Below are 23,439 nucleotides of genomic sequence, written 5' to 3'. Positions count from 1 at the left end.
GTGCCCGCCCACCCAGGCATTTGGCGCCTGGAGGACGGGGCGAGTGCTTACTTCTGGGTGTATTTGCCCTTGTCGTCCCACTCGTACATCACGTAGTCGGAGACTTTCAGGTCGCCCTTGCTGTCCCAGGCTTTTTCGCCCATGACGGTGGCGACGGGATTGCTCTTCAGCCAGGCGCTGGCCTTGGCCGAGTCGGTGCCGCCGGTGGCCTTGAAGGCCGCGGTGACGGTTTGCAGGGCCGCGTAGGAGTACAGGGTGTAACCCTCTGGCTCGTAACCGTCGGCGCGGAACTTCTCGATCACCGATTTGCCCGCCTCAATCTTGCGCGGGTCCGAACCGAAGGTCATCAGCACGCCCTTGGTGTACTGCGGGCCGCCGGCGGTGGTGACCAGCTCGTCGGTGACGATGCCGTCGCCGGAGATAAACAAGGCGGTCGAGCCCTGTTCACGCAGCTGACGCACCAGCGGACCGGCTTCGGCGTGCAGACCGCCGAAATAGACCACTTCGGCACCGGAAGAACGAATCTTGGTGACCAGGGCGTTGAAGTCTTTCTCACCGCGGGTCAGGCCCTCGTACAGCACTTCGGTGACACCGCGTTTGGTCAGTTGCGCCTTGGTCGCATCCGCCAGACCCTGACCATAGGTGTCCTTGTCATGGATGATCGCCACTTTGGTCGCTTTCAGGGTGTCGACGATGTAGTCGCCAGCGACTATGCCCTGCTGGTCATCACGGCCGCAGATACGGAACTGCGCGCCCAGACCACGCTCGGTTACGGTCGGGTTGGTGGAGGCAGGGGTGATCGAGAGGATGCCGCCATCGTCATAGACTTCGGAGGCCGGGATGGTCGACGAGGAGCAGAAGTGCCCGATTACTGCCACCGCCTTGTCTGAATCCACCAGGCGGTTGGCCACGGCCACGGCCTGTTTCGGCTCGCAGGCATCATCCGCCTTGATCAGCTTGATCTGCTCCCCATTGATACCACCGGCCGCATTGATGTCGATGGCGGCCTGATTGGCGCCGCGCCACATCTGCTCACCAAACGCCGCGTTGCCGCCAGTCATGGGGCCGGCCACGCCGATGACGATATCAGCCTGCGCCAGGGCGGAAGCGCCCATTGCGGCGGTTACAGCGAGAGCCAGAAAGCCTTTGCGGAAAATCGTCTGCGACATAGGTTTTGCTCCTGAGGGATCTTGTGATGGCACGGGACGATAGCAAGCCTTGTGCCATTATTTTTTCCAATGGAACGATAGAGCAGAAACAGAGGCTTTTGATAAAAAACCGTAGGGTTAAGGCATATTTTTTTTGAAGTATCTGAAAAACAGGGGATTTCTCCGATTTCAAGGCTGCATTGATCGGCTCGGATGCTTTTACTTTTGGTAACGAGCCCGGGGCTCCGCCCACTTGCACGCCGCTGGTGCGGCTAAATGACTCACCGCACCAGCGCGACTCAGGGTCATCGCGGCCCAGGATCCTAGAGCCGTTTCACTAAAAGCCCGTCTGCACCTGGGCGCCCGTCCGCGTGGGTTACGCCACTCTACGAAAAGCGCGCCTGCGTACGCGTTGGGTGAGGTGCTCAACCTTGTAGAGCTTCTCGCTGCCGATATCTGGAACTGCGGACCAAGATATGGCGAAAATGCTCTAGATCACTACGCGCAGGCACTGGCCCGCGTGGTAGAGGGAAAACCCGGCCTCGTAGAGGAAACTGCGGGCGCCGATGGCGCTGATCGGCGTCATCGGTTGCAGGGGCATGGGCAGCGCCTGCGCATCGCCACTGACCAGGTAATCGGCGAAAGCCTTGCCCACCACGGTGCCGGTGGTAACCCCACGGCCGTTGTAACCGGTGACCGCGAGCAGGCCCGGGGCCGGCTCGAACAGGCGCATCAGATGGTCCGGGGTAAAGGCGATACAGCCGGTCCAGGTGCACTCCCAGTCGACCTTGCCCAGCGCCGGAAAATAATGCTGCTGGATGCGATCGGCCCAGGCACGCAGGAACCAGGCGGGCTTGCCGGTACCGCTGCCCAGGCTGCCGAGCAACAGCCGCCCGGCGGCGTCACGGCGGATGCTGCTAAGCACCTGGCGGGTATCCCAGGCGCCCTGCCCCCCCGGTAACACCTCGCGCGCAGCCTCCGAGGTCAGCGGCACGGAGGCTACCTGGTAATAAAAACCGGGGAAGAAGTTGCGCCGCAGCTCGGTCCATTCGCCCTCGGTATAGGCGTTGGAGGCGATCACCACCTGCTCGGCCATTACCGAGCCCTGGGCAGTCACTACGCACCAGCCGCTGCCCTGACGTTCCAATCGCGACACCGGCGAGTGGTGATAGAGCGCCCCCCCCAGGCGCTGCACCGCCCGCGCCAGGCCGGCGGTGTAAGCCATGGGGTTGAGCGTGCCGGCGCGCCGGTCGAGCAGGGTCGCGGCGATCCGCTGGGTACCGGTGGCTTCGCGGCACGCCGCACCGGTCAGCAGCTGCACATCGGCACCCCGGCGCTGCCATTGCTCGCAGCGGCTTTGCAGGTCAGCGACGCCGCGGCGGTTGTGCGCCATGTGCAGGGTCCCTTCGCGGCGCGCCTGGCAGTCGATGCCATGGCGCTCGATCAGGGAAAACACCAGGGACGGGGCCGCGCCCATGGTGGTCAGCAACTTGCTGCCCACCGCCGCACCCAAACCCGCCTCGACGTCATCCGGCGCGATCCACATCCCGGCGTTGACCAAGCCGACATTGCGCCCGGAGCCGCCATGGCCGGTTTCCTGCGCCTCCAGCACACAGACCCGCTTGCCCTGCTCGAGCAGGTGCAGGGCGGCCGACAGCCCGGTGATGCCGGCACCGATCACGCAGACGTCGGCAGTCACCTGGCCGTTCAAGGCCGGTGCGGTCGGCCGCTCCGGAGTCAGGGTTTCCCACAGGCACTTTTGCAGCAGGCTCATGCAACACTCCTCAATGCGCGCCCGGAGCACCGGGCACGGCGCCACTCAGTCGAAGGTGATGCCCTGGGCCAGCGGCAGCTCACGGGAATAGTTGACGGTATTGGTCTGCCGGCGCATATAGGCGCGCCAGCTGTCCGAACCGGATTCGCGGCCACCGCCGGTGTCCTTTTCGCCACCGAAGGCACCGCCGATTTCCGCACCGCTGGGGCCGATATTGACGTTGGCGATGCCGCAGTCGCTGCCGGTGGCCGAGAGGAAGGCTTCGGCCTCGCGCACATCGTTGGTGAAGATGCAGGAGGACAGGCCTTGCGGGACTTCATTGTTCAGCCGCAGGGCCTCATCGAACGCCTGGTAACCGAGCACGTAGAGGATCGGCGCGAAAGTCTCGTGGCGCACCACCGCGCTCTGCTCCGGCATCTCGACGATGGCCGGGGCCACGTAATAGGCCTTGGGAAACTGTTCGGCCAGCTGCCGCTCGCCACCGAACACCCGGCCACCTTCGCTGACCGCCTGGCTCAAGGCATCCTGCATGGCCTGGAAACCCTGGCGATCGATCAGCGGGCCGACCAGGTTGCCTTCCAGCGGGTGGCCGATACGCACCTTGGCGTAGGCGGTTTTCAGGCGCGCGACGAACTCGTCCTTGACCGACTCATGGGCGATCAGCCGGCGCAGGGTGGTGCAGCGCTGGCCGGCGGTGCCCACGGCACTGAACAGCACCGCGCGCACGGCCAGGTCGAGGTCGGCGCTGGGCGCCAGGATCATCGCGTTGTTGCCGCCCAGCTCGAGGATGCTGCGGGCGAAACGGGCCGCCACCTTGGGCGCCACCTCGCGCCCCATGCGGGTACTGCCGGTGGCACTGATCAGGGCCACGCGCGGGTCGTCGACCAGTGCCGCGCCGGCGTCGCGCTCGCCGATGATGACCTGCGCCAGGTACGCCGGCGCCTCGCTGAAACGGCTGGCCACGCGGTCGAACAGCGCCTGGCAGGCCAGCGCGGTCAACGGCGTTTTCTCCGAGGGCTTCCACAGCACCGGGTTGCCACAGACCAGGGCCAGGGCGGCGTTCCAGGCCCAGACCGCCACCGGAAAGTTGAAGGCGCTGATCACCCCCACCACGCCCAGCGGGTGCCAGCTCTCGCGCATATGGTGACCCGGACGCTCGGAGGCGATGGTCAGACCGTAGAGCTGACGGGACAGGCCAACGGCGAAGTCGCAAATATCGATCATTTCCTGCACTTCACCCAGGCCTTCCTGGGTGATCTTGCCGGCTTCCCAGGACACCAGCTCGCCCAGTTGCGCCTTGTGCTCGCGCAAGGCGTCGCCAAACAGCCGCACCAGCTCGCCGCGACGGGGCGCCGGGACCTGGCGCCAGGCGGCAAAGGCGTGCTCGGCGCGGCCGACTTTCTGTTCGACTTCAGCCGGGCTCTCCAGCTGCACCGAGCCCAGGCGACTGCCGTCGATGGGGCTGTTAACGACATGCGAGCCCTGTTGATAGGCGCGCGGATCGACACCGAGTTTTTCCAGCAGGTCACTGATCATGTAAGGGGTTCCTGAATGCATTGCGGCGGGGGCGCCATGCCCTCAGTAATAGCTGCAGTGGCGCGTGGCAACAAACGACCTTTATTCTCTATATCATTCCGTTTGGTTATGCCACGCCCCATCGCCGCCCGAGAAGCCCATGCTCAAACGCCATCTGCCCTCGTTGACCGCCCTGCACTGCTTCGAGGCCGTCGCCCGCCACCTGAGTTTTACCCGCGCGGCGGAGGAGCTGAACCTGACCCAGAGCGCGGTCAGCAAGCAGGTGGCCCAGCTCGAGGAGCTGGTGCAGCACCTGCTGTTTCGGCGGGTGCGGCGGCGCCTGCAGCTGACCCCGGCCGGCTCCCTGTACCTGGGCGAAGTGCGCAAGATCCTCACCCAGGTCGAGATGTCCACCCACTACATGCTCTCCTACGGCGGCGCCACCGAGGTGCTGCGGGTCTCCACCCCGCCGACCTTCGGCGCGCGCTGGCTGGTGCCCCGGCTGAAGGGCTGGCGCCTGCGCCATCCGCAGATCCACCTGGACGTGCACCATGAAAACGACCCGGACGACCTGGCCCAGGGGCGCAGCGATGTGGCCTTCTACTTCGGCCAGAGCGCCCGCCCGGGCGCCGAATGCATTGCCCTGTTCGGCGAGGAAATGGTCCCGGTCTGCGCCCCGGCGGCCCTGCCGGCCACGCCCTTGAGCGACCCGACCCAGTTGACCGAGCTGGTCCTGCTGCAAAACACCAGCCGCCCGGCCGCCTGGCACCAGTGGTTCCAGGACCAGGGCCGCCACACCGAGCACAGTTACCACGGCCCGCGCTTCGACAGCTTCTATATGTGTATCCGCGCCGCCCAGGTGGGCTGCGGAGTGGCCTTGCTGCCGCGCTTTCTGGTGGAAGAAGAGCTGGCAGACGGTAAGCTGGTGATTCCCTGGCCCTACGCCATGCCCAGCAGCAACGCCTATTACCTGGCCTACGCCGAACACGCCGCCGAGGTGCCCAAGGTGCGCGACTTTGTGCGCTGGATGCTCGAGCAACTGGCAGACAGCCCGCAGCCCTCCTCCAGCCCAACTGAAATTTGCGGCGAGGCAGCAAGCGTCACAGGCCGAGCCAAGAAAGAAAAAAAGGAATGATCCGGTCGTTTTTTTTCGCTTGTCGACGGCGCGCCGGGCGGTTCTGATAGGGCATCGCCCTTGCCCAGTGGAGCCTTCTGCCATGCCCCGATTCGACGCGCTCTTCGACCTGGTCGCCGAGGTGACCGGCCACACCGCCGCGCAGTGGCTGCGGACCCATGTCGAAGTCCCTGCCGGCCTGACCGGCTTTATCTGGGACAGCGAGCGGTTGCACCGTGCCTGGCTGGCCGAGGCACTCAACCTGTGCCTGTTCCACAAGCTGGTGCAGGCGGTACCGGACGGCCAGCGTTATGTCGAGGAGCAGGCCGAAGCGGGTCGTCGGGTGCGGTTCGACCACGGCGCCATCCGCACGGTCGATTGGCCGGAAAACGGCGCCCTGCCGCGCGGGCGCCTGGCGTTCAGTCGGTTACTCGAACCCCTGGGGTTCACCGACGTGCGCACCTACCCGCTGAACAAGCTGAATATGACCGGCTGGGCCTACCAGCACCAGGACCTGCCGGCGGACATTGCCCAGTTCTTCGTCTCGGAGCTGCACCCGGGACGTTTTAGCGAACCCTTCCAGGCGGCGGTCGGCCGAGTCGTCGCCGACAGTCGCGAGCCGCTGCAGCCCGAGCACCTGGCCACCTTGCAGACCCTGCGCCGCAGCCGTCACTGCAGCCCGGCGGCGGCCTACCAGTTGCTGCCGGCGCTGTACCGCGCCTTCGATTGCCAGCACGGCCCGGCCCGGGAAGCCGATTACCGGCTGCTGCGCGAGGAAAGCGCGGAAATGGCCTGGATCGCCACCGAGGGCAATCGCTTCAATCACCTGACCGACCGCGTCGACGACCTGGAAAGCACGGTGGCCGTGCAGCGGCATAAGGCGCGGCCGATGAAACCCAGCGTCGAGGTGTCCAGCTCGGGACGGGTGCGCCAGACCGCCTACCGCGCGGTCACGGTGCACCGCCCGCTGCTCGATGGATTCGGTGTCGCACGGCTGCATGAGGTACCGGGCTCCTTTGTCGAGTTTATCCAGCGCCAGGTCGACCCCGACACCGGCGAACTCGACCTGGCCTTCGACAGTGGCAACGCCCAGGGCATCTTCAAGATGACCGACGCCCGTTGAACAAAAAAGGCCATAAAAAAGGCCGCTGATTCAGCGGCCCTTCAGGTCACGCAGGGTTGCCAGAGATCAGTCGACCAAGGTCAGGGTGCCCTTCATCAACGACACGTGACCGGGGAACGAGCAGAAGAACTGGTACGGCTCGCTGCCAGTCAATTTGGCCACATCGAAACTCACCGAGGTAGTTTCACCGCCGCCAATCAGCGGGGTGAAGGCCAGCACCCGGGTATCACCGGGCTTCAGATAATTGTTGTCGATACCGGCTGCCATGCCGTCGCTGGCGATGGCCGCGGCGTCGGCCGTCTTGCTCAGGACCCAGTTATGGCCCATGACGTTCTTCGGCAGTTTGCCGACGTGTTTAAGGGTGACGGTGAAGGTCTTGCAGCTCTTGCTGACCGTCATGGCATTGCTGGTATAGGTCATCTGGTCGGTGGAATCGATCTCCACCGCGCATTCCGCGGCCCACAGGGGCGCGGCAGCCAGGCCAAGAACGGATGCGACTATGAGTTTGCGCAACATGGTGCCTCCTAAAGGCAGTGATGGTCAGGTGCTTCAAAAACAGACTGCCTGATTCCCTGGGGAGTTCACAGGGGTTGCGACAGCCAGTCGCAGTGCGGCCGCGGGGCCTGCCTGACGCGTCAACTATCGACCCGATGCAGAGAATCAACCGCCCGCTGAGTCTGGCAGCGCCTACCCTGGGGCTCGCCTGACCAGGAGCCCTGCCATGAACCTTCCGAGCCTTTTGCACCAGTTGCTCGCCGCCTATGCCTGTGGCGTCAGCGGTGCCAGCCCGCAATGACCGTCCGCCTCGGGAGGGCCGGCTCGCCGTCCAGGCGCCCCCAGGGCAGGCAGGGCGTGAAAACAGCCCGGCCCGACCCACCAGAACAGGCGGTTGGCGATACCAGGCTTTACCCGCCGCCGCGCATGGCTTCTAATTCCCGCACTTTATGACCGATCGATGGGGCGTCTGCGCCCGTCAGTCCCCGCTTGCCTCAATAGGAATCCTTCAATGGCCGGAAGCAGCCTGTTCACCCTGATCGACGACATCGCCACCGTGCTCGATGACGTCGCCCTGATGACCAAGGTCGCGGCGAAAAAGACCGCCGGCGTACTGGGCGACGACCTGGCGCTGAATGCGCAGCAGGTCTCGGGCGTCAAGGCCGACCGTGAGTTGCCGGTGGTCTGGGCCGTCGCCAAGGGTTCGTTTAAAAACAAGTTGATCCTGGTGCCCGCCGCCTTGGCCATCGGTACCTTCGCCAACTGGGCGGTGATTCCGCTGTTGATGCTCGGCGGCGCGTTCCTGTGCTACGAGGGCTTCGAAAAACTGGCGCACAAGTACCTGCACAGCGCTGACAGTGACCAGGCCCACCACGAGGAGCTGGTGCAGGCCCTGTCCGATCCCACGGTCGACCTGGTGGCCTTCGAGCAGGACAAGATCCGTGGCGCGGTGCGCACCGACTTTATCCTCTCGGCGGAAATCATCGTCATCACCCTGGGTACCGTGGCCGGCGAACCCTTCAGCAAGCAGCTGGCGGTGCTGGCACTGATCGCCCTGGTCATGACCATCGGCGTTTACGGCCTGGTGGCCGGTATCGTCAAACTGGACGATGGCGGCCTGTACCTGAGCCAGAAGACCGGCGAGGGTCTGTTCACGCGCCTGCAGCGCGGGTTCGGCCGCGGAGTACTGCGCACTGCGCCTTACCTGATGAAGAGCCTGTCGGTGATCGGCACCGCCGCCATGTTTATGGTCGGTGGCGGCATCCTGACCCACGGCATCCCCCTGGCCCATCACGCCATCGAGCAGTGGACGGCTAGCGTCGCGACCTGGGGCGCCGTCGGGCCGACCCTGGCCGCCCTGACGCCGACGTTGCTTAACGGCCTGGCAGGTGTCGTCGCTGGCGCCCTGGTACTGGCCGTGGTCAGTCTCGGCAGCCGCCTATGGCAGGCCGTGCGCGGTAAGGCCAACTGAGTTCGTCGCCTCCACAACCAGTGTCCGGGCTGTGATGCAGGGCGCAATGCCGGGTCTGACAGCGCCGTGCAGGCGTGCTTAGATGGCGCGCCATTTTTCGGTTCATCGGAGCGCTGCCATGCCCATACTCGCCTTGCTGGTGATTCTCTGTCAGGTCGCCTGCGGCCTGCATGTGGTGCGTAGCGGTCAGGAACGCTCCTGGCTGTACCTGATCATTGCCCTGCCCGGCCTCGGCTGCCTGATCTATGGCTTGGGCGTGATGCTGCCGGAGATGCTCGGTAGCCGCAATGGACGCCGCGCCGTAAGCCGGGTGCAGGACAAACTCGATCCCGAACGCACGCTGCGCGCCTTGCGCGACGAGGTGAGCGTGGGCGACACACCGCAGAACCGCGCGCTGCTGGGCGACGAGCTGTTACGCCTGGGCCGCGCCGAGGAAGCCGCCAATCAGTACCAGCAGGCCTTGCGCGGGGTGCACGCCCAGGCACCGGAACTGCTGCTGAACCTGGCGCGCGCGGAATTCGCCCAGGGCCATGCCGGCCAGTGCCGCGCCACCCTGGAGCGGCTGATCGAGCACAACCCGCAGTACCGTTCCGCCGACGGCCACCTGTTGTATGCCCGAGCCTTGAGCCAAGTGGGTGAGACGAGCAAGGCCGAGGACGAGTTTCGCGCCCTGATCGAGTCGTTCGCCGGCCCCGAGGCCCGCTACCATTACGCCCAGCTACTGATGCAGCAGGGCCGGGCCGTGGAGTCCCGACAGTTGCTGGAGCAGATCGAGGCCTATGCGCGGCGAGCCCCGAGGTACTACCGTAACCTGCACAAACCCTGGCTGGCACTCACCCGCCAGGCCCTGCAAGACCTGTCGCGGCCGCCGTCGAGCTGAGGCGGCAACTTTAAATCACGCCAGCTTCTCGAGAAGACCCACAGCTCCCCGAGTCACTGTCATAATCACTGGCATTAATTCCCGAGAGAGAGGATCGCACATGGCCAAACCCAACTATTCCTTTGCCAAACGTCAACGCGACCTGGCTAAAGAGCAGAAAAAAGAAGAAAAGCTGCAGCGCAAGAACGCCGCCCTGACCGAGCCGGCCGCCGAAGACGCCACCACCCCAGCGGATGCCGACGCCACGGTCGCACCGGTGGCGGACGACGAGCAGACCTCGAACGCCTGACACCCCGCCCCGGTTGCCCGGCGCGCCCCGCGGCGGCTGGCCGGGCAGCGCCGCTCGCAGGGCCGTGGCCACCGCGCGTCAGTATTTCCACTGCTTGACCCCTGGCAAAAACTGGCCATGGGCCATATAGATTCCTCGTATAGACTGAAGGCTACTCCCCCGCGCCCCGGTCAACGCCATGCCGTGTTATCGCTTCGCCGGTCCACTCGTCGCCCTCGTGCTGCTCGCACTGAGTGACAGCAGCGCATTCGCGGCCGAGCAGCCCCTGCGTGTTCTCGCCTGGCCGGGGTATGCCGACGCCGATATGGTCAAGGTGTTCGAGAAGCGCTACGACGTTCAGGTCGAAGTCAGCTTCGTCAGTTCGGACGACGTCATGCGCGAGAAGCTCGGCCGCGCGCAAGGCGGCGACTACGACGTATTTGCCGCCAATACCGCCGAGATGCAGCACTACATCGAACAGGGCCTGGTCCAGCCACTGCGCCTGGAGCACTTGCCCAATACGGTTCGCCAGCTCAAACGCTTCCGCGACCTGGCGGCGATTCCCGGCGCAAGCCGGGATGGCAAGGCCTATGCCGTGCCCTTCACCTATTCGGAAATGGGCCTGATCTACGATCGTAAGCAATGGCGCAGCCCTCCCACGTCCCTCGCCAGCCTCTGGGACCCGACTTACCAGGGGCGCGTATTGGCCTTCGACACCAGCAGCCACAATTTTTCGATCGCCAGCCTGGCGCTGGGCGGTGCGCCTTTTGCGATCAAGGACGCCGACTTCCCCGCGGTTAGCGAGAAGCTGATCGCCCTGAGGCGCAACGTACTGACGTTCTACACCCTGCCCGAGGAGGTCGTGAGCCTGTTCAAGGAGCACTCGATCGCCCTGGTCTATGCCAACTATGGCCGCCAGCAGCTTAAGCAGCTGGTGGATGCAGGCGCCGACGTCGGCTACGTCATCCCTCGTGAAGGGGCCCTCGCCTGGCTCGACTGCTGGGCGGTCAGTCGCGGCGCGCGGGACCCGCTGCTGGCCGAGCAATGGATCAACTACAACCTTGAGCCCAGCGTGAGCCGGGAATTCAGCCGCCGCCAGGGGTTGGCCAATACCCTGGAGTTGCCCGCGACCAGCAGCTATACCGACACCATCCTTTGGCTCGAGCCAGTGGAGGACGCGGCGCGCCGGGCCCACCTGTGGGCGCGCATCGTCTCCGGCTATCGCCCGCAAGCGTTGCTCGCGCCATGAGGTTCGGCATTGGCTTCAAGCTGGCCAGCCTGATGGCCGGCTTCGGCATTCTGGTCACCGGACTGACCGGTTATTATTCCTATGTCAGTAGCCACGCCATGCTGCTCAAGGCCGCCGAGCAGAGTTTGCTGAGCGCCACCCAGGTGCTGGGGCGCAACCTGGTGGCCAACCTGGATAACGTCAGCAAGGATGTCCGGGTGCTGGCCAGCCTGGCCCAGGCCACCAGCCCCCTGGGCAACCTCGACACCGGCACGACCGAGCGTATCGAGACCGAGTTGAGCGATACCTTCCGCAGCCTGCTGAAAGTCCATCCTGAATATGTCCAGATCCGCCTGATCAGCTCCGAATGGCATGGCCTGGAGCGGGTCCGGGTGGACCGCGACGGCGCCCTGCTGACCCGCGTAACGGGGCAGGACCTGCAGGAAAAGGCGCATTTGCCCTATGTCTTCGAGACCCTGCGCCTGCCAGGCGGCGCGGTACGCCTGTCGCAAATCCTGATCAATCACGAAGAGGGCGCCCACTCGGGGCTGAACCGGCCGAGCCTGCAGGTCTCGACGCCGGTAGTAGACGACGCGGCGCGGGTGCGCGGTCTGATCGTGATCAATATCGACCTGCATCAATTGTTCACCCAGCTCAAGAACGATCTGCCCGACTCCTATCAACTGTACCTGAGCAATCACCAAGGCGATTTTCTGATTCATCCCGACCCGCAGCAGACCTTCGGTTTCGAACGCGGTCGACGCATCCTGATCCAGGAGCAATTCCCGGACGTTGCGCGGCTGTTCAAGGATAAACGGCGCAGCCTGATCGTAAAGGCCAGCGCTCCCGATGCACCGGACCTGGTGGCAGCGTTCGAACGGTTGCCGTTCGGTGAAAGCGAACGCCAGGGTTTTGTGATCCTGGGCCTGTCCCAACCCACCGCCACCATAGTCGAGGAAAGCGGCGTGCTCGGTCGACGGATCATCCAGATAGTTGCCGCGCTCAGCCTGCTGGCAAGCTTGCTGGCGGTGCTGGTGGCGCGCGCCTTCACCGGTCCGCTGAACGCCATGGTGGCGGCCATGCAACGGTTTTCCAGCGAACGGGTACTCAGCAGCTTGCCGCTGCAACGCAGCGATGAAATTGGCTTGCTGGCGCATAACTTCCATGAGATGCAGACCGAAATCCTCAAGCACCTGGATGCACTCAACCTCAGCCGCAGTGCCTTGGACCACCTTTCCCAGCACGACCCGCTGACCGGCCTGCCCAATCGCCGGCTGTTCCTCGACCGCCTGGAGCATGCCCTGGCCACCGCCCGGCGCAGCGGCAAGGCCTTGGCCGTGCTGTTCGTCGACCTCGACCATTTCAAGGCGATCAACGACACCTTCGGCCATAGCTTGGGCGATGGGGTCCTGAAGAAAGTCTCCGCCCTGCTCACCTCGGCGACCCGCGAGGTGGACACCGTGGCGCGCTGGGGCGGCGACGAATTCGTTATCCTCTTCGATGCCATGGATGACCCGCGCCATGTGTTGGCCATCGTGCAGAAACTGCATATGCGCTTCCAGAGCAGCATGCTGATCGACGGGCGCGAGCTGAAGATCCAGGCCAGTATCGGCGTCAGCCTCTACCCGATCGACGGCAACACCGCTGAAAGCCTGATCCAGCAGGCCGACCGCGCCATGTACAACGCCAAAAAGGATGGGCGCAATACCTTCACCTTCTTCGACCAGGGCGCCTGAGCCCTCGAGGCCTGACCGCCGCCGCTCAGGGGCGCGTGGGGCGGGTGGGAGAGTCCGGCGACTTTAACAACCTGTTTGCCCCGCCGGGCGCTGCTGGGTACGGCGCTGGACCACGCAGGTACAGGACGACGATCTCGCCAGGATTCGCGGTCGCTGCCCGCCCTACAAAGAGCTGCGTTCCGCGCCGGGCCTGGGGCCCTGCTTCGCGGCAACGCGACTCGCGATGGGGATGTCCTCTGGCCCAACCCAACAGCATGTGATGGGTTGGGTCGAAGGCACCCCATGGCAGACAAACCGGCACACCCCGCGCCAAGCCTGCTCAGCTAACAGCCGCCGGGCAATTGGGCGATCCAGCGGTTCAGCACCTCCACCCCCTCCCGATGCACCGTGGAACGTCCCAGCTCCGGCATCATCACGCTGGGGTCGACGCTCTGCACCCGATAGCTGAGCACCGAGCGCTCGGGCTGACCGGGGTGGATATCCACCAGCCGGTCGCCAGAGCCCTTGCCCGCCGCCACCGGCGGTTTGCACAGGCCGAAGGCAATGCTCAGCGGCGTGCCGGGGTCGAGCAGCAATCCTGAAGTCCGCGCCGGCCCCTGGGGGTTATGGCAATGCGCGCAGTTGGCATCCAGGTAGCTGCGCGCCTGGTGCTCCAGGGTCTCGCCCGTCCGCGGCTGCCCCCACTGGGCGTTTTGCGGGACTGTGGTCAGGTCCGCGGGCAGGGCGTCGAGCACGCCCCGGCGTTGCCACTCCGTCAGCTGGTTCTGCGGTCCCTCGGCATAGTCGAACAACTTGTTCAGGTGCCGGGCCTTGGGGCCGAGCGGATTGATCCCTTGCCCATGCCGCTCCTCGTGGCAGCCCGCGCACTGGTTGGCGTCCGGCACCTGGTAATCCACCGCCAGGGTCTGCCCCTGCTCATCCAGCAGGCTCAGCGACTGGCTGGCACCGGCCCACTCCAGACGCGCCTCACGCTGGTCGGCGTCCCAGACGTACGGCAGCGCCACCCAACCCTGCCGTTGCTTGAGCAGCAAGCGTGTCTCGATCAACTGGACCTTGTCCAGCACCAGGCTGCGCGCCATGTCCGGATCTCCAGCGCGGGTACGGCGCAGGTGTCCCTGGGCGTCCCGGGGGTAATAGAAGGTCTTGCTCAACACCGTGCCCAAGGGGTAGTCGAAGTGGTCCTGGGCGTACCGCGCGTGGCTGCCGGGCGGCATCCAGAGCGTGCGCAGCTTGTGTGCGTAATCGGTGAACAAGGGCGTATTGAGGTCATAAGGCACGGCGGCGGCCACCGGCTGCAATCGTCCCCCGTCGCGTTCGAGCAGGCCCCAGGCACTCAGGGTCGCGGGATAGTCCTCACCGTCGGGCAGGTACAGCGGCGTACTGGCGCGGTCGCAACCGGCCAGCAGCAGGAGCAGTCCCAGCAGGCTCCAGCCTCTCATGTACCCGCCGGGGCCTGGGCGCTGACCAGTTCGATGGCCGGCAGCCGCGGCAAGGTGCAGGCATGGGGCGCCATGTCGGTGCTGATGTTCTTGTAGCCATTGGGGCCGTCGACATTGATCAGCCCCGCCGCGCCATTATCGACACAGATGGCCAGGTTGGCCGGCAGCTTGCCGCCGACCAGTTTTTTTGGATCGAAATAGCCGTCCCAGAGGATATCCGGCAGCCGTCCGTTCAGGCCGTACTGGGTAATTTTCAGCGCCTTGAGCTCCAGGTTGTCGGGGCTGTCGCCACCCGGGCCAAAGCGGTTGCCGTGGATAAAGATGCCCTCCGGGTAGGGGTCGAACGTCTCGGCGGTGGACAGGTCCGTGTAGCCGGTGCTGAAGTAGCTGCTGACGATGACATTGGCGGTGCGGTGCTCACCGATATCGTTGTCGAACACTTCCACCTCGTCATTGGAGTTGATCACCACGCCGGAACCGGCCGGCACGCTCGCCACCGGCGTGCCCTTGTGGCCGAAGTTGTCATGGTTGTTGCCTTGCACCCGGTTGCGGTAGACACGCGTCGCCCGCCCCGGTTGCTGCAGGTTGGGCATGTTGAACACCAGGATGCCGCCGGTATTGCCGGTGGCGACGTTGTCATAGACGTCGGCACCTATGGTGTTTTCGATCTCGATGCCGGCCACGTTGCGTTCGGCACGGCTGTTGCGCACCACCACATTGCGGGACTGGCCGACATAGATGCCGGCATCGGAGGCGCCGATGGCCACCGCACCGTCGATCAGGGTGTTTTCGGTCTGCACCGGGTAAATGCCGTAGGCGCCGTTCTCGGTCGCCGGGCCGTTGGTCCATTCGGTGCGCACCCGGCGAATGATGATGTTCTTGCCGCCCACGATCTTCAGCGAATCACCCTTGGTGTCCTCGAAGGCGATGTCTTCGATGGTGAAATCCGAGGCGTCGACCAGCAGCCCCTCGGCACCGCTTTTTTGCCCCTTGAAACTGAGGATGGTCTTGTCCATGCCGGCGCCGCGCAGGGTCACGCCGCTGGCCTTGAGGCTGAGGCTGCGGTCCAGGTGGTAGGTGCCGGCGGGAATCTCGATAACGGTACCGGCTTTGGCCTTGATCAGGCGGCCCTGCAGTTCCTTCTGGAAGTCCAGGTTCGCCTCAGGCGCAGGCGCCTCGCCACAGGCGGCCAACAGGATGGACAGGGCGAGCAGGGGAAACGGCGCAATGCGCATGGCGGACTCCTAAAGGCATCTCTATTTTATTGGCACTATAGTGCCAATAAAATTCAAATCCAAGCCTTAAATGCTGCCGCGCAGCCGCCGCGGGCGCCCCTGACATCCCGCGACAGCACTGCTACAGGTTAACGCCAGGTCACACGGCCGGTGCCCTGAGGTCATCCTGGCGCGCCTTGCGTTTGCCGGGACTGGCGCTGGCCTGATTGTCCAGCGAGCGCTCCAGGGCCTGGAATGCCGCCAGGGTGGTGGCTTTGGCCTGCGTCTGCTGCGCGACCAGCCCCGGGGGCAACAAGGCATTCATCTTCGCCTCGAACAAGGCTGCCACCCGTCGGTGGGCAAAAGAGGTCAGGTGGGTCTCGTTGATCCAGTCGTCGTCCCTGATCTCGTCACGCAGGTCAAGGTAGTGCAGCCTCGGCTGGCCCGCCGTCAGGCCCTGGAGCATGACATTGAAGCGGTTGGCGATTTCCGCCATCAACAGGCGCTGCGCCGCCGGGTCGAGAATGTTCTTGCGGGTCAGCGCGGGCCGCAGCCAAGGGCCAATGATCCGTAGCGGGCCGATATTGATCACCGCCTTGCCGGTGGGGATGGCCCGGCCATAGCCGTGGAACAGGATATGGATAAGCGGATTGGCCTGCTGCACCTGGGCGATCATCCGCTCGTAGGCGCCCTTGAACACCGTGTTGACGGTGTAGTCGAGGAATTCATCGCGCAGCAGGCTGGCAGGGTTGGAACTGGCATGGTTGAGAAAGCCATCCAGTTGCTCGCCGACGATATCGTTGCCGCCCCCGCAGAACAGGAAAAAACTCGGTTGGGTAGTGCGGATCTCGTCGAGCACCGCCGCCATTTCCACGGGGTCGCGGGTCCAGGCACCTTCATTGATCTGGGTGCCATAAATCATGTTCTCCAGGGTATCGCCGGCGGTGGCGAAGTTCCTGATGCGATAGCCCGAGGTCAGCTTGAGCCATTTGATGATATCGATACCGGGCGGGTAGTTGAACCAGGAGTCCCCCTGGGCGACCACTCGCACGCCATTGGCCCCGAACAGGAACGGCGCGCTGCCAGGCTCCACGGGCAGGTCGGAGGGCTCCTGCTGCCAGAGGGCCAGGTTGATTTTCGCCAGGGTTTCTTCGCTCTCGTAGTTCATATCAGTAGCCTCTTGAAGGGAAGTGGAGGACTGGGATGACTCGAGGCAAACACGAACGACGGCGACGATCCGGCCAGCGGGACCGGTTCTCCAGCCTACTGAAACTAGACGAACCGCGGGGCAGCGACAAGCACGGCAGGCTGTGCGGCCAGTAACGCCACGGGCGCGACCGCCCCCAAACACAACCCAATAAAAAGCCCCCTTACGGGGGCTGATCAACGGTGGCCAATCGCGCGTTAGCGCGGCACCACCGGCCGTTTCAGCGGTTTTTTACCCTTGCCTTTGCTGGCATCGAAGCGCTCCTTGGCCGCCTGCTGGTTCTTGGCGAACGCTGCGGCCTTGGCCTCCTCGCGTTTGTCCCAGGGATTGCCGCCGTCGCTGGCCCGCGGCGGCAGGCCGGTGTGCTGGGTCAGGATCTTCTGTTCCTTGGCCACTTTGTGGCTGCCCGCCGGGGTGGAGTTCTTGCGCCGCGCGCTCTGGTAACCCTCGGTGGCCGGCTGGTGCAACGGAATCAGCTGGTTTTTGCCCGGCCCGATCAGGTCGGCACGGCCCATGCGGGTCAGCGCCTCGCGCAACATCGGCCAGCCCTTGGGGTCGTGATAACGCAGGAAGGCCTTGTGCAGGCGGCGCTGCTCCTCGCTCTTGACGATGGTCACCGCGTCACTCTTGTAGGTGACCTTGCGCAGCGGGTTCTTGCCGGAGTGGTACATGGCGGTGGCGGTGGCCATGGGCGAAGGATAGAACGCCTGCACCTGGTCCGCGCGGAAGCCATTGCCTTTGAGCCACAGGGCGAGGTTCATCATGTCCTCGTCCGTGGTCCCCGGGTGCGCGGCGATAAAATAGGGAATCAGGTACTGCTCTTTGCCCGCCTCTTTCGAGTATTTCTCGAACATGCGCTTGAACTTGTCGTAGCTGCCAATGCCCGGCTTCATCATCTGGTTGAGCGGGCCTTCCTCGGTGTGCTCCGGGGCGATTTTCAGGTAGCCGCCGACGTGGTGGGTCACCAGCTCCTTCACATACTCGGGCGACTCCACCGCCAGGTCGTAACGCAGGCCCGAGGCGATCAGGATCTTCTTCACCCCCGGCAAGGCGCGAGCGCTGCGGTACAGCTGGATCAAGGACGAGTGATCGGTATTCAGGTTCGGGCAGATGCCCGGGAATACACAGGACGGCTTGCGGCAGGCGGACTCGATCTCCGGGCTCTTGCAGGCGATCCGGTACATATTGGCGGTCGGCCCGCCCAGGTCGGAAATCACTCCGGTGAAACCGGGCACCTTGTCGCGGATCTCCTCGATCTCGCGAATGATCGATTCTTCCGAGCGGTTCTGGATGATTCGCCCTTCGTGCTCGGTGATGGAGCAGAAGGTGCAGCCACCAAAACAGCCGCGCATGATATTCACCGAAAACCGGATCATGTCGTAGGCCGGAATCTTTTCCTTGCCGTAGGCCGGATGGGGCACGCGGGCATAGGGCATGCCGAACACGTAGTCCATTTCCTCGGTGGTCATGGGGATGGGTGGCGGATTGAACCAGACGTCCACTTCGCCGTGGCGCTGCACCAGGGCGCGGGCATTGCCCGGGTTGGTTTCCAGGTGCAGCACGCGGTTGGCGTGGGCATAGAGCACCGAGTCGCCGCGGACTTTTTCGAAGGACGGCAGGCGGATCACCGTCTTGTCGCGGGTCATGCGCGGGCTGGCCAGGATCTGCACCACCTTGGCTTCCTGCGGGTCTTCCTGCGGACCTTTGTCCTGCTCGATGGCGCAGGCCTGGGTGTCTTGGGTATTCACATAAGGGTTGATGATCTTGTCGATCTTGCCCGGCCGGTCGATGCGCGTCGAATCGACTTCGTACCAGTCTTTCGGCGTATCACGGCGGATAAAGGCGGTGCCACGCACGTCGGTGATGTCTTCGACCTTTTGCCCATAGGACAGGCGCTGGGCCACTTCGACGATGGCGCGCTCGGCGTTGCCGTAGAGCAGGATATCGGCGCAGGCGTCGATCAGGATCGAATGACGCACCTTGTCCTGCCAGTAATCGTAGTGGGCGATGCGACGCAGCGAGGCCTCGATACCCCCCAGCACGATCGGCACGTGCTTGTAGGCTTCCTTGCAGCGCTGGCTATAGACCAGGCTGGCGCGGTCCGGGCGTTTGCCGGCCAGGCCACCCGGCGTATAGGCGTCATCGGAGCGGATCTTCTTGTCCGCGGTGTAGCGGTTGATCATCGAGTCCATATTGCCGGCCGCCACCCCGAAAAACAGGTTGGGCTCGCCGAGCTTCATAAAGTCGTCTTTGGACTGCCAGTTCGGCTGGGCAATGATGCCAACCCGAAAGCCCTGGGATTCCAGCAAGCGGCCGATGATCGCCATGCCGAAGGACGGGTGATCGACATAGGCATCGCCGGTGACGATGATGATGTCGCACGAGTCCCAGCCAAGTTGATCCATTTCTTCCCGGCTCATGGGCAGGAAAGGTGCCGGGCCGAAACATTCGGCCCAGTACTTGGGATAGTCAAATAACGGCTTGGCTGCTTGCATGAGAATGACCGGTAATGGCTTTCGAGGATAAATAACGCGGTCGCGGAATATAGCACAAATTTTGACCAAATCCGACCATGGCGCTGGGTTTAATCGCAGCCACCCGCCCGCGCTGGATCCCTCCCCTCAGCAACCGGCCACACCTCGTGCTTAACCGTTGGAGTAGCGCCGCGGCACGCGCGCCGTGACCCGGGTCAGCAGCTCGTAGCCGAGGGTGCCGCAGGCCTGAGCCAGCTCATCCACCGGCACCTGCGCGCCCCAGAGCTCCACCTCGTCGCCCAGCTGCGCCTGCGGCGCGTCGGTGAGGTCGACACACAGCAGGTCCATGGAGACCCGGCCGACCAGGGGCACCCGTCGTCCCCCGATCGCCACCGGTGTGCCGCTTGGCGCCTGGCGCGGATAACCGTCGGCATACCCACAACTGACCGTGCCGATGCGCGACGGTCGCTGCGCCAGCCAAGCGGCGCCGTAGCCCACCGTATCCCCCACGGCCACCTCGCGCACCGCGATCAGCCGCGCCGTCAGGCGCATGGCGGGCTTGAGGCCCAGTTGCGCCGCGCTAAGGTCGGCAAACGGACTGCTGCCGTACAGCAGGATACCCGGGCGTAACCAGTCCATATGGGCCGCCGGCAAGGTCAGCACGGCGGCGGAGTTGGCCAGCGAGCGCTGGGCGAACGGCAGGTCGAGCACCGCGAGAAACGCCTCGAGCTGCTCTTCGATCAGCGGATGGCCGCGCTCGTCGGCGCAAGCCAGGTGGCTCAGCACATTCAGCTCGGCGACCGACGCGGCCGCCACCAGGCGCCCATGCCAGTGACGCAGGTCGCGGTCATTGAACCCCAGCCGGTGCATCCCGCTGTCCAGTTTGAGCCACACCGCCAGGGGCGCGGCCAGCTCCGCCGCCAACAACGCTTCGGCCTGCGCCGCGTCGTGCACCACCACATCCAGGCGCAGCTGGGACGCCAGGCGGTACTCGGCTGGTTCGAAACAGCCTTCCAGCAGCAGGACCCGCGCCCGCTCGTGCAACGCCCGCACCGTCACGGCCTCTTCCAGGCAGGCCACCGCGAAGCCATCCGCCGCCTCGAGGCTGCTGACCACTTCGCGCACCCCATGCCCGTATGCATTGGCCTTGACCACGGCAAACACCTGCCGGCTCGGCGCGCAGCGTTGGGCCAGGGCGTAGTTATGGCGAATCGCGGCCAGGTCGACAGTGGCGAGCAGCGGGCGCATGGGCAAGGTCCTCGGGTCAAAAACGGGCGGGCAGTTTACCCCTGGTGCCGCCGGTGTCCATTGACCTGGGCCAAGTGCGCGCTGCGACGCCGCATCACTCGTCGTCGAAGTTGTAGCTGCCGGCCGCCAGGTTCTCGAAACGCGAGTACTTGCCGAGAAAGGCCAGGCGCGTGGTGCCGATGGGACCGTTACGCTGCTTGCCGATGATGATTTCGGCCACTCCCTTGTACTCGGTCTCGGGGTGATAGACCTCGTCGCGGTAGACGAACATGATAATGTCGGCGTCCTGCTCGATCGCCCCGGATTCACGCAAGTCGGAGTTGATCGGGCGTTTGTTCGGGCGCTGCTCCAGGGAGCGGTTAAGCTGCGACAGGGCAATCACCGGGCAATTGAACTCCTTGGCCAGCGCCTTGAGCGAGCGCGAGATCTCGGAAATTTCGTTGGTGCGGTTGTCGCCGCTGGAACCGGCGATCTGCATCAATTGCAGGTAGTCGACCATGATCATGCCGATCTCGCCGTGCTCGCGGGCCAGCCGCCGGGTCCGCGCGCGCATCTCCGAAGGGCTGATGCCCGCGGTGTCGTCGATAAACAGCTTGCGGTCGTTGAGCAGGTTGACCGCCGAGGTCAGGCGCGGCCAATCGTCGTCGTCCAGACGGCCGGTACGTACCTTGGTCTGGTCGATGCGCCCCAGCGAGGCGAGCATCCGGATGACCAGGGAGTCGGCGGGCATCTCCAGGGAATACACCAGCACCACCTTGTCGCTGCGCAGCACCGCATTCTCCACCAGGTTCATGGCGAAGGTGGTCTTGCCCATGGACGGACGGCCGGCGACGATGATCAGGTCGGCGGCCTGCAGACCGCTGGTCTGGGCGTCCAGGTCGTTGAAACCGGTGGAAATCCCGGTGATCGCGTCACCGCTGTTGAACAGGCTGTCGATCCGGTCGATGGCGGTGACCAGGATGTCGTTGATGCCCACCGGCCCGCCGGTCTTGGGCCGCGCCTCGGCGATCTGGAAGATCAACCGCTCGGCCTCGTCGAGAATCTCCGCACCGGTGCGGCCTTGCGGGGCATAGGCACTGTCGGCGATCTCGCCGCTGATGCCGATCAGCTGACGCAGGGTGGCCCGCTCGCGGATGATCTGCGCGTAAGCCTTGATGTTGGCCACCGAGGGGGTGTTCTTCGCCAGTTCGCCCAGGTAGGCCAGGCCGCCCACCTGACTGATCTGCCCTTCCTTGTCCAGTTGCTCGGACAGGGTGACCACATCGAACGGCTGATTGCGCTCAGCCAGCTTGAAGATGGCGCGGAAAATCAGGCGGTGGTCATGCCGGTAAAAATCGCCGTCGGAAACCTGGTCCAGCACCCGCTCCCAGGCATTGTTGTCCAGCATCAGACCACCCAGCACGGCCTGCTCGGCTTCGATCGAGTGCGGCGGCACCTTGAGCGCTGCGGTCTGCAGGTCGTACTGCTCGGGAGCGGAGAGTTCGTTCATGGTACAGGCGATCCGTGTCTAAAAAGACAAAAGGCACGGCACCGCTCGCGCGGGCCGTGCCAAATGTTAAACCGCCCGGCACCGGGGTGCCAGACGCGGGGACGCAGCTTAGGCCGCGACCACCACCACACGTACGGTGGCTTCGACGTCGGAGTGCAGGTGCACCGCCACGTCGAATTCGCCCACGTGACGGATGGTGCCGTTCGGCAGACGCACTTCGCTTTTCGCCACTTCCACGCCGGAGGCGGTCAGGGCGTCAGCGATGTCGTGGGTACCGATCGAACCGAACAGCTTGCCTTCGTCGCCCGCGGTGGCGGTGATGGTCACCTCCAGCTCGGCCAGTTGGGCAGCGCGGGTTTCAGCCGACGCCTTCTTGTCGGCAGCCAGCTGTTCCAGCTCGGCACGACGCAGTTCGAACGCAGCCACGTTGGCGGCGGTCGCAGCGGTGGCCTTGCCATGCGGCAGCAGGAAGTTACGGCCGTAACCAGCCTTAACATTCACTTTATCGCCCAGGTTGCCCAGGTTGGCGACTTTTTCCAGAAGGATCAGTTGCATGTGAAAATCCTCTAACTTTTAACCTTCACCGTTCGCGTTATCGGCGTCTTTCGGCGCCAGACGACCGCGAAAATCAATCAGGCCGTCGACAATGGCCAAAACCACGAGTAACGGATAGATCAGTTGCATGAACACCAGCATCGTTACGTACATCCCCACCAGCCAGAACTTGGCCAGGCACTTCTGCGCGACCAGCCCATGCATCAGGGCCAGTCCGGAAAACACCAGCGGTACGCTGCAAAACAGCACCAGCAAGGCGGCGTGTGAACCGAAGTACGGTCCGACCACCATGAGTGCCAGCAGCAACATCGCCGGGCCCACGGGGATTCTGATACTGCGAAACTCGCGACCAAAACCACCCGGGTTGTACAACAACGCCTGCCAATAACGCCCAAGCATCAGGCTCAGCAAACTGACGATCTGCATCATTACCGCCATCAGGCCGATCAGGGCCGGTGCAATCAGTGTTGCCAGTCGCGCTCGCTCTTCTACCGACAGCTGCTGGTAGAGTTCCCCGAGGGCCATCGGCAGGATCTTGACGATCTCTTGCGACAGCGCCTCGATCTGCGGGCGGAAAGCCGCGTCAATCAACACCGAAAACACCAACCCCAGTGCCACGCTGACCAGCAGCGTGCGGACCCAGGACTCACTTGCGCGCAAAACCAACGCAAGGCTCGACGACCCCAGCAGTACCAGAAGTACCTTGGGTTCGCCCAGTTGCAGCCACCAGATCAAGGCGGCCAGCACTCCCAGGGCCAGGACACCAACGGCATCCTGCAAACCGCGCCGCAGGAGCACAAGGCATCCAGCGGCAGCACCCAACCAATACAACAACGGCAATGCTGCACATCCAGCCACTACCAGAGTGGCCTGCACGCGACCGCGCATGATGAACTCAGCTAAGGCGCGCATGCATTCAATCCCTTACTACTTGTCGACTGCCCGGTCTCAGCGGCCGTGGCTGTCGGTGTAGGCCAGCAGGGCCAGGAAGCGGGCGCGCTTGATAGCGGTGGCCAGCTGACGCTGATAACGTGCTTTGGTACCGGTGATACGGCTTGGAA

20 protein-coding genes are annotated in these 23,439 nt (G+C 64.4%); 7 read left to right on the top strand and 13 right to left on the bottom strand.

Annotated features, from left to right (window positions below):
- Window positions 1–47 precede the first annotated feature (47 nt).
- The 3 genes from ABWY06_RS10955 to amaB form a co-directional block, all read right to left on the bottom strand.
- The gene (locus ABWY06_RS10955) at window positions 48–1,169 is read right to left on the bottom strand and encodes a branched-chain amino acid ABC transporter substrate-binding protein (RefSeq protein ID WP_353925594.1); all 1,122 of its coding nucleotides are present in this window, start codon (window positions 1,167–1,169) and stop codon (window positions 48–50) included.
- A gap of 469 nt (window positions 1,170–1,638) precedes the next feature.
- A complete protein-coding gene (gene amaA / locus ABWY06_RS10950; protein WP_353925593.1) occupies window positions 1,639–2,922 on the bottom strand; it encodes an L-pipecolate oxidase in 1,284 nt (427 codons plus the stop codon).
- Between the two features lie 45 nt (window positions 2,923–2,967).
- Window positions 2,968–4,458, bottom strand: coding sequence for an L-piperidine-6-carboxylate dehydrogenase (amaB, locus tag ABWY06_RS10945; protein ID WP_353925592.1), 1,491 nt, complete (start codon window positions 4,456–4,458; stop codon window positions 2,968–2,970).
- A 139-nt stretch (window positions 4,459–4,597) separates the two neighbouring features.
- Between amaB and ABWY06_RS10940 the strand changes: the two genes are divergently transcribed.
- Both ABWY06_RS10940 and ABWY06_RS10935 read left to right on the top strand, forming a co-directional pair.
- Entirely contained in the window at window positions 4,598–5,572 is a 975-nt protein-coding gene (locus ABWY06_RS10940) for a LysR family transcriptional regulator (RefSeq protein ID WP_502948186.1), read from the top strand.
- Window positions 5,573–5,654: 82 nt separating this feature from the next.
- Window positions 5,655–6,674, top strand: coding sequence for a 2-oxoadipate dioxygenase/decarboxylase family protein (locus tag ABWY06_RS10935; RefSeq protein WP_353925591.1), 1,020 nt, complete (start codon window positions 5,655–5,657; stop codon window positions 6,672–6,674).
- Window positions 6,675–6,740: 66 nt separating this feature from the next.
- On the opposite strand, the gene azu is transcribed toward ABWY06_RS10935, so the two are convergent.
- Complete coding sequence (gene azu / locus ABWY06_RS10930; RefSeq protein ID WP_353925590.1) at window positions 6,741–7,190, bottom strand: azurin; 450 nt, start codon at window positions 7,188–7,190, stop codon at window positions 6,741–6,743.
- A gap of 490 nt (window positions 7,191–7,680) precedes the next feature.
- On the opposite strand from azu, the gene ABWY06_RS10925 reads away from it, so the two are divergent.
- The 5 genes from ABWY06_RS10925 to ABWY06_RS10905 all read left to right on the top strand — a co-directional run bounded on the left by ABWY06_RS10925 (window position 7,681) and on the right by ABWY06_RS10905 (window position 12,752).
- Window positions 7,681–8,640, top strand: coding sequence for a DUF808 domain-containing protein (locus tag ABWY06_RS10925; protein WP_353925589.1), 960 nt, complete (start codon window positions 7,681–7,683; stop codon window positions 8,638–8,640).
- Window positions 8,641–8,758: 118 nt separating this feature from the next.
- Window positions 8,759–9,520, top strand: coding sequence for a tetratricopeptide repeat protein (locus tag ABWY06_RS10920; protein WP_353925588.1), 762 nt, complete (start codon window positions 8,759–8,761; stop codon window positions 9,518–9,520).
- A 100-nt stretch (window positions 9,521–9,620) separates the two neighbouring features.
- Window positions 9,621–9,809, top strand: coding sequence for a hypothetical protein (locus ABWY06_RS10915; protein WP_353925587.1), 189 nt, complete (start codon window positions 9,621–9,623; stop codon window positions 9,807–9,809).
- 178 nt (window positions 9,810–9,987) lie between these two features.
- Window positions 9,988–11,037, top strand: coding sequence for an extracellular solute-binding protein (locus ABWY06_RS10910; RefSeq protein ID WP_353925586.1), 1,050 nt, complete (start codon window positions 9,988–9,990; stop codon window positions 11,035–11,037).
- Complete coding sequence (locus tag ABWY06_RS10905) at window positions 11,034–12,752, top strand: diguanylate cyclase domain-containing protein (RefSeq protein ID WP_353925585.1); 1,719 nt, start codon at window positions 11,034–11,036, stop codon at window positions 12,750–12,752. The genes ABWY06_RS10910 and ABWY06_RS10905 overlap by 4 nt, the downstream gene beginning before the upstream one ends.
- Before the next feature lie 323 nt (window positions 12,753–13,075).
- Here ABWY06_RS10905 and ABWY06_RS10900 read toward each other — a convergent pair whose 3' ends face one another.
- From ABWY06_RS10900 to rpsR, 9 genes are all read right to left on the bottom strand, one after another.
- Window positions 13,076–14,191: an SO2930 family diheme c-type cytochrome gene (locus tag ABWY06_RS10900; RefSeq protein ID WP_353925584.1), complete on the bottom strand. Its 1,116-nt coding sequence runs from the start codon at window positions 14,189–14,191 to the stop codon at window positions 13,076–13,078.
- Window positions 14,188–15,426: a parallel beta-helix domain-containing protein gene (locus tag ABWY06_RS10895; protein WP_353925583.1), complete on the bottom strand. Its 1,239-nt coding sequence runs from the start codon at window positions 15,424–15,426 to the stop codon at window positions 14,188–14,190. Before ABWY06_RS10895 ends, ABWY06_RS10900 begins: the two co-directional genes overlap by 4 nt.
- A 139-nt stretch (window positions 15,427–15,565) precedes the next feature.
- Window positions 15,566–16,573: an SGNH/GDSL hydrolase family protein gene (locus tag ABWY06_RS10890; RefSeq protein WP_353925582.1), complete on the bottom strand. Its 1,008-nt coding sequence runs from the start codon at window positions 16,571–16,573 to the stop codon at window positions 15,566–15,568.
- Window positions 16,574–16,809: 236 nt separating this feature from the next.
- Window positions 16,810–19,107, bottom strand: coding sequence for a YgiQ family radical SAM protein (locus tag ABWY06_RS10885; RefSeq protein ID WP_353925581.1), 2,298 nt, complete (start codon window positions 19,105–19,107; stop codon window positions 16,810–16,812).
- A 150-nt stretch (window positions 19,108–19,257) separates the two neighbouring features.
- The gene (gene alr / locus ABWY06_RS10880) at window positions 19,258–20,334 is read right to left on the bottom strand and encodes an alanine racemase (protein WP_353925580.1); all 1,077 of its coding nucleotides are present in this window, start codon (window positions 20,332–20,334) and stop codon (window positions 19,258–19,260) included.
- 94 nt (window positions 20,335–20,428) lie between these two features.
- A complete protein-coding gene (dnaB, locus tag ABWY06_RS10875; RefSeq protein WP_353925579.1) occupies window positions 20,429–21,823 on the bottom strand; it encodes a replicative DNA helicase in 1,395 nt (464 codons plus the stop codon).
- Between the two features lie 108 nt (window positions 21,824–21,931).
- Entirely contained in the window at window positions 21,932–22,378 is a 447-nt protein-coding gene (gene rplI / locus ABWY06_RS10870; protein ID WP_353925578.1) for a 50S ribosomal protein L9, read from the bottom strand.
- 18 nt (window positions 22,379–22,396) lie between these two features.
- Complete coding sequence (locus ABWY06_RS10865) at window positions 22,397–23,290, bottom strand: YybS family protein (RefSeq protein WP_353925577.1); 894 nt, start codon at window positions 23,288–23,290, stop codon at window positions 22,397–22,399.
- A gap of 36 nt (window positions 23,291–23,326) precedes the next feature.
- The coding region (gene rpsR, locus ABWY06_RS10860) for a 30S ribosomal protein S18 (protein WP_353925631.1) at window positions 23,327–23,439 on the bottom strand (113 nt) is incomplete at its 5' end.

This window comes from Pseudomonas sp., from assembly GCF_040514055.1.
Lineage (GTDB): Bacteria > Pseudomonadota > Gammaproteobacteria > Pseudomonadales > Pseudomonadaceae > Aquipseudomonas.
The sequence above is the reverse complement of the archived record's forward strand: the minus strand, read 5'-3'. Positions and strand labels throughout refer to the sequence as shown.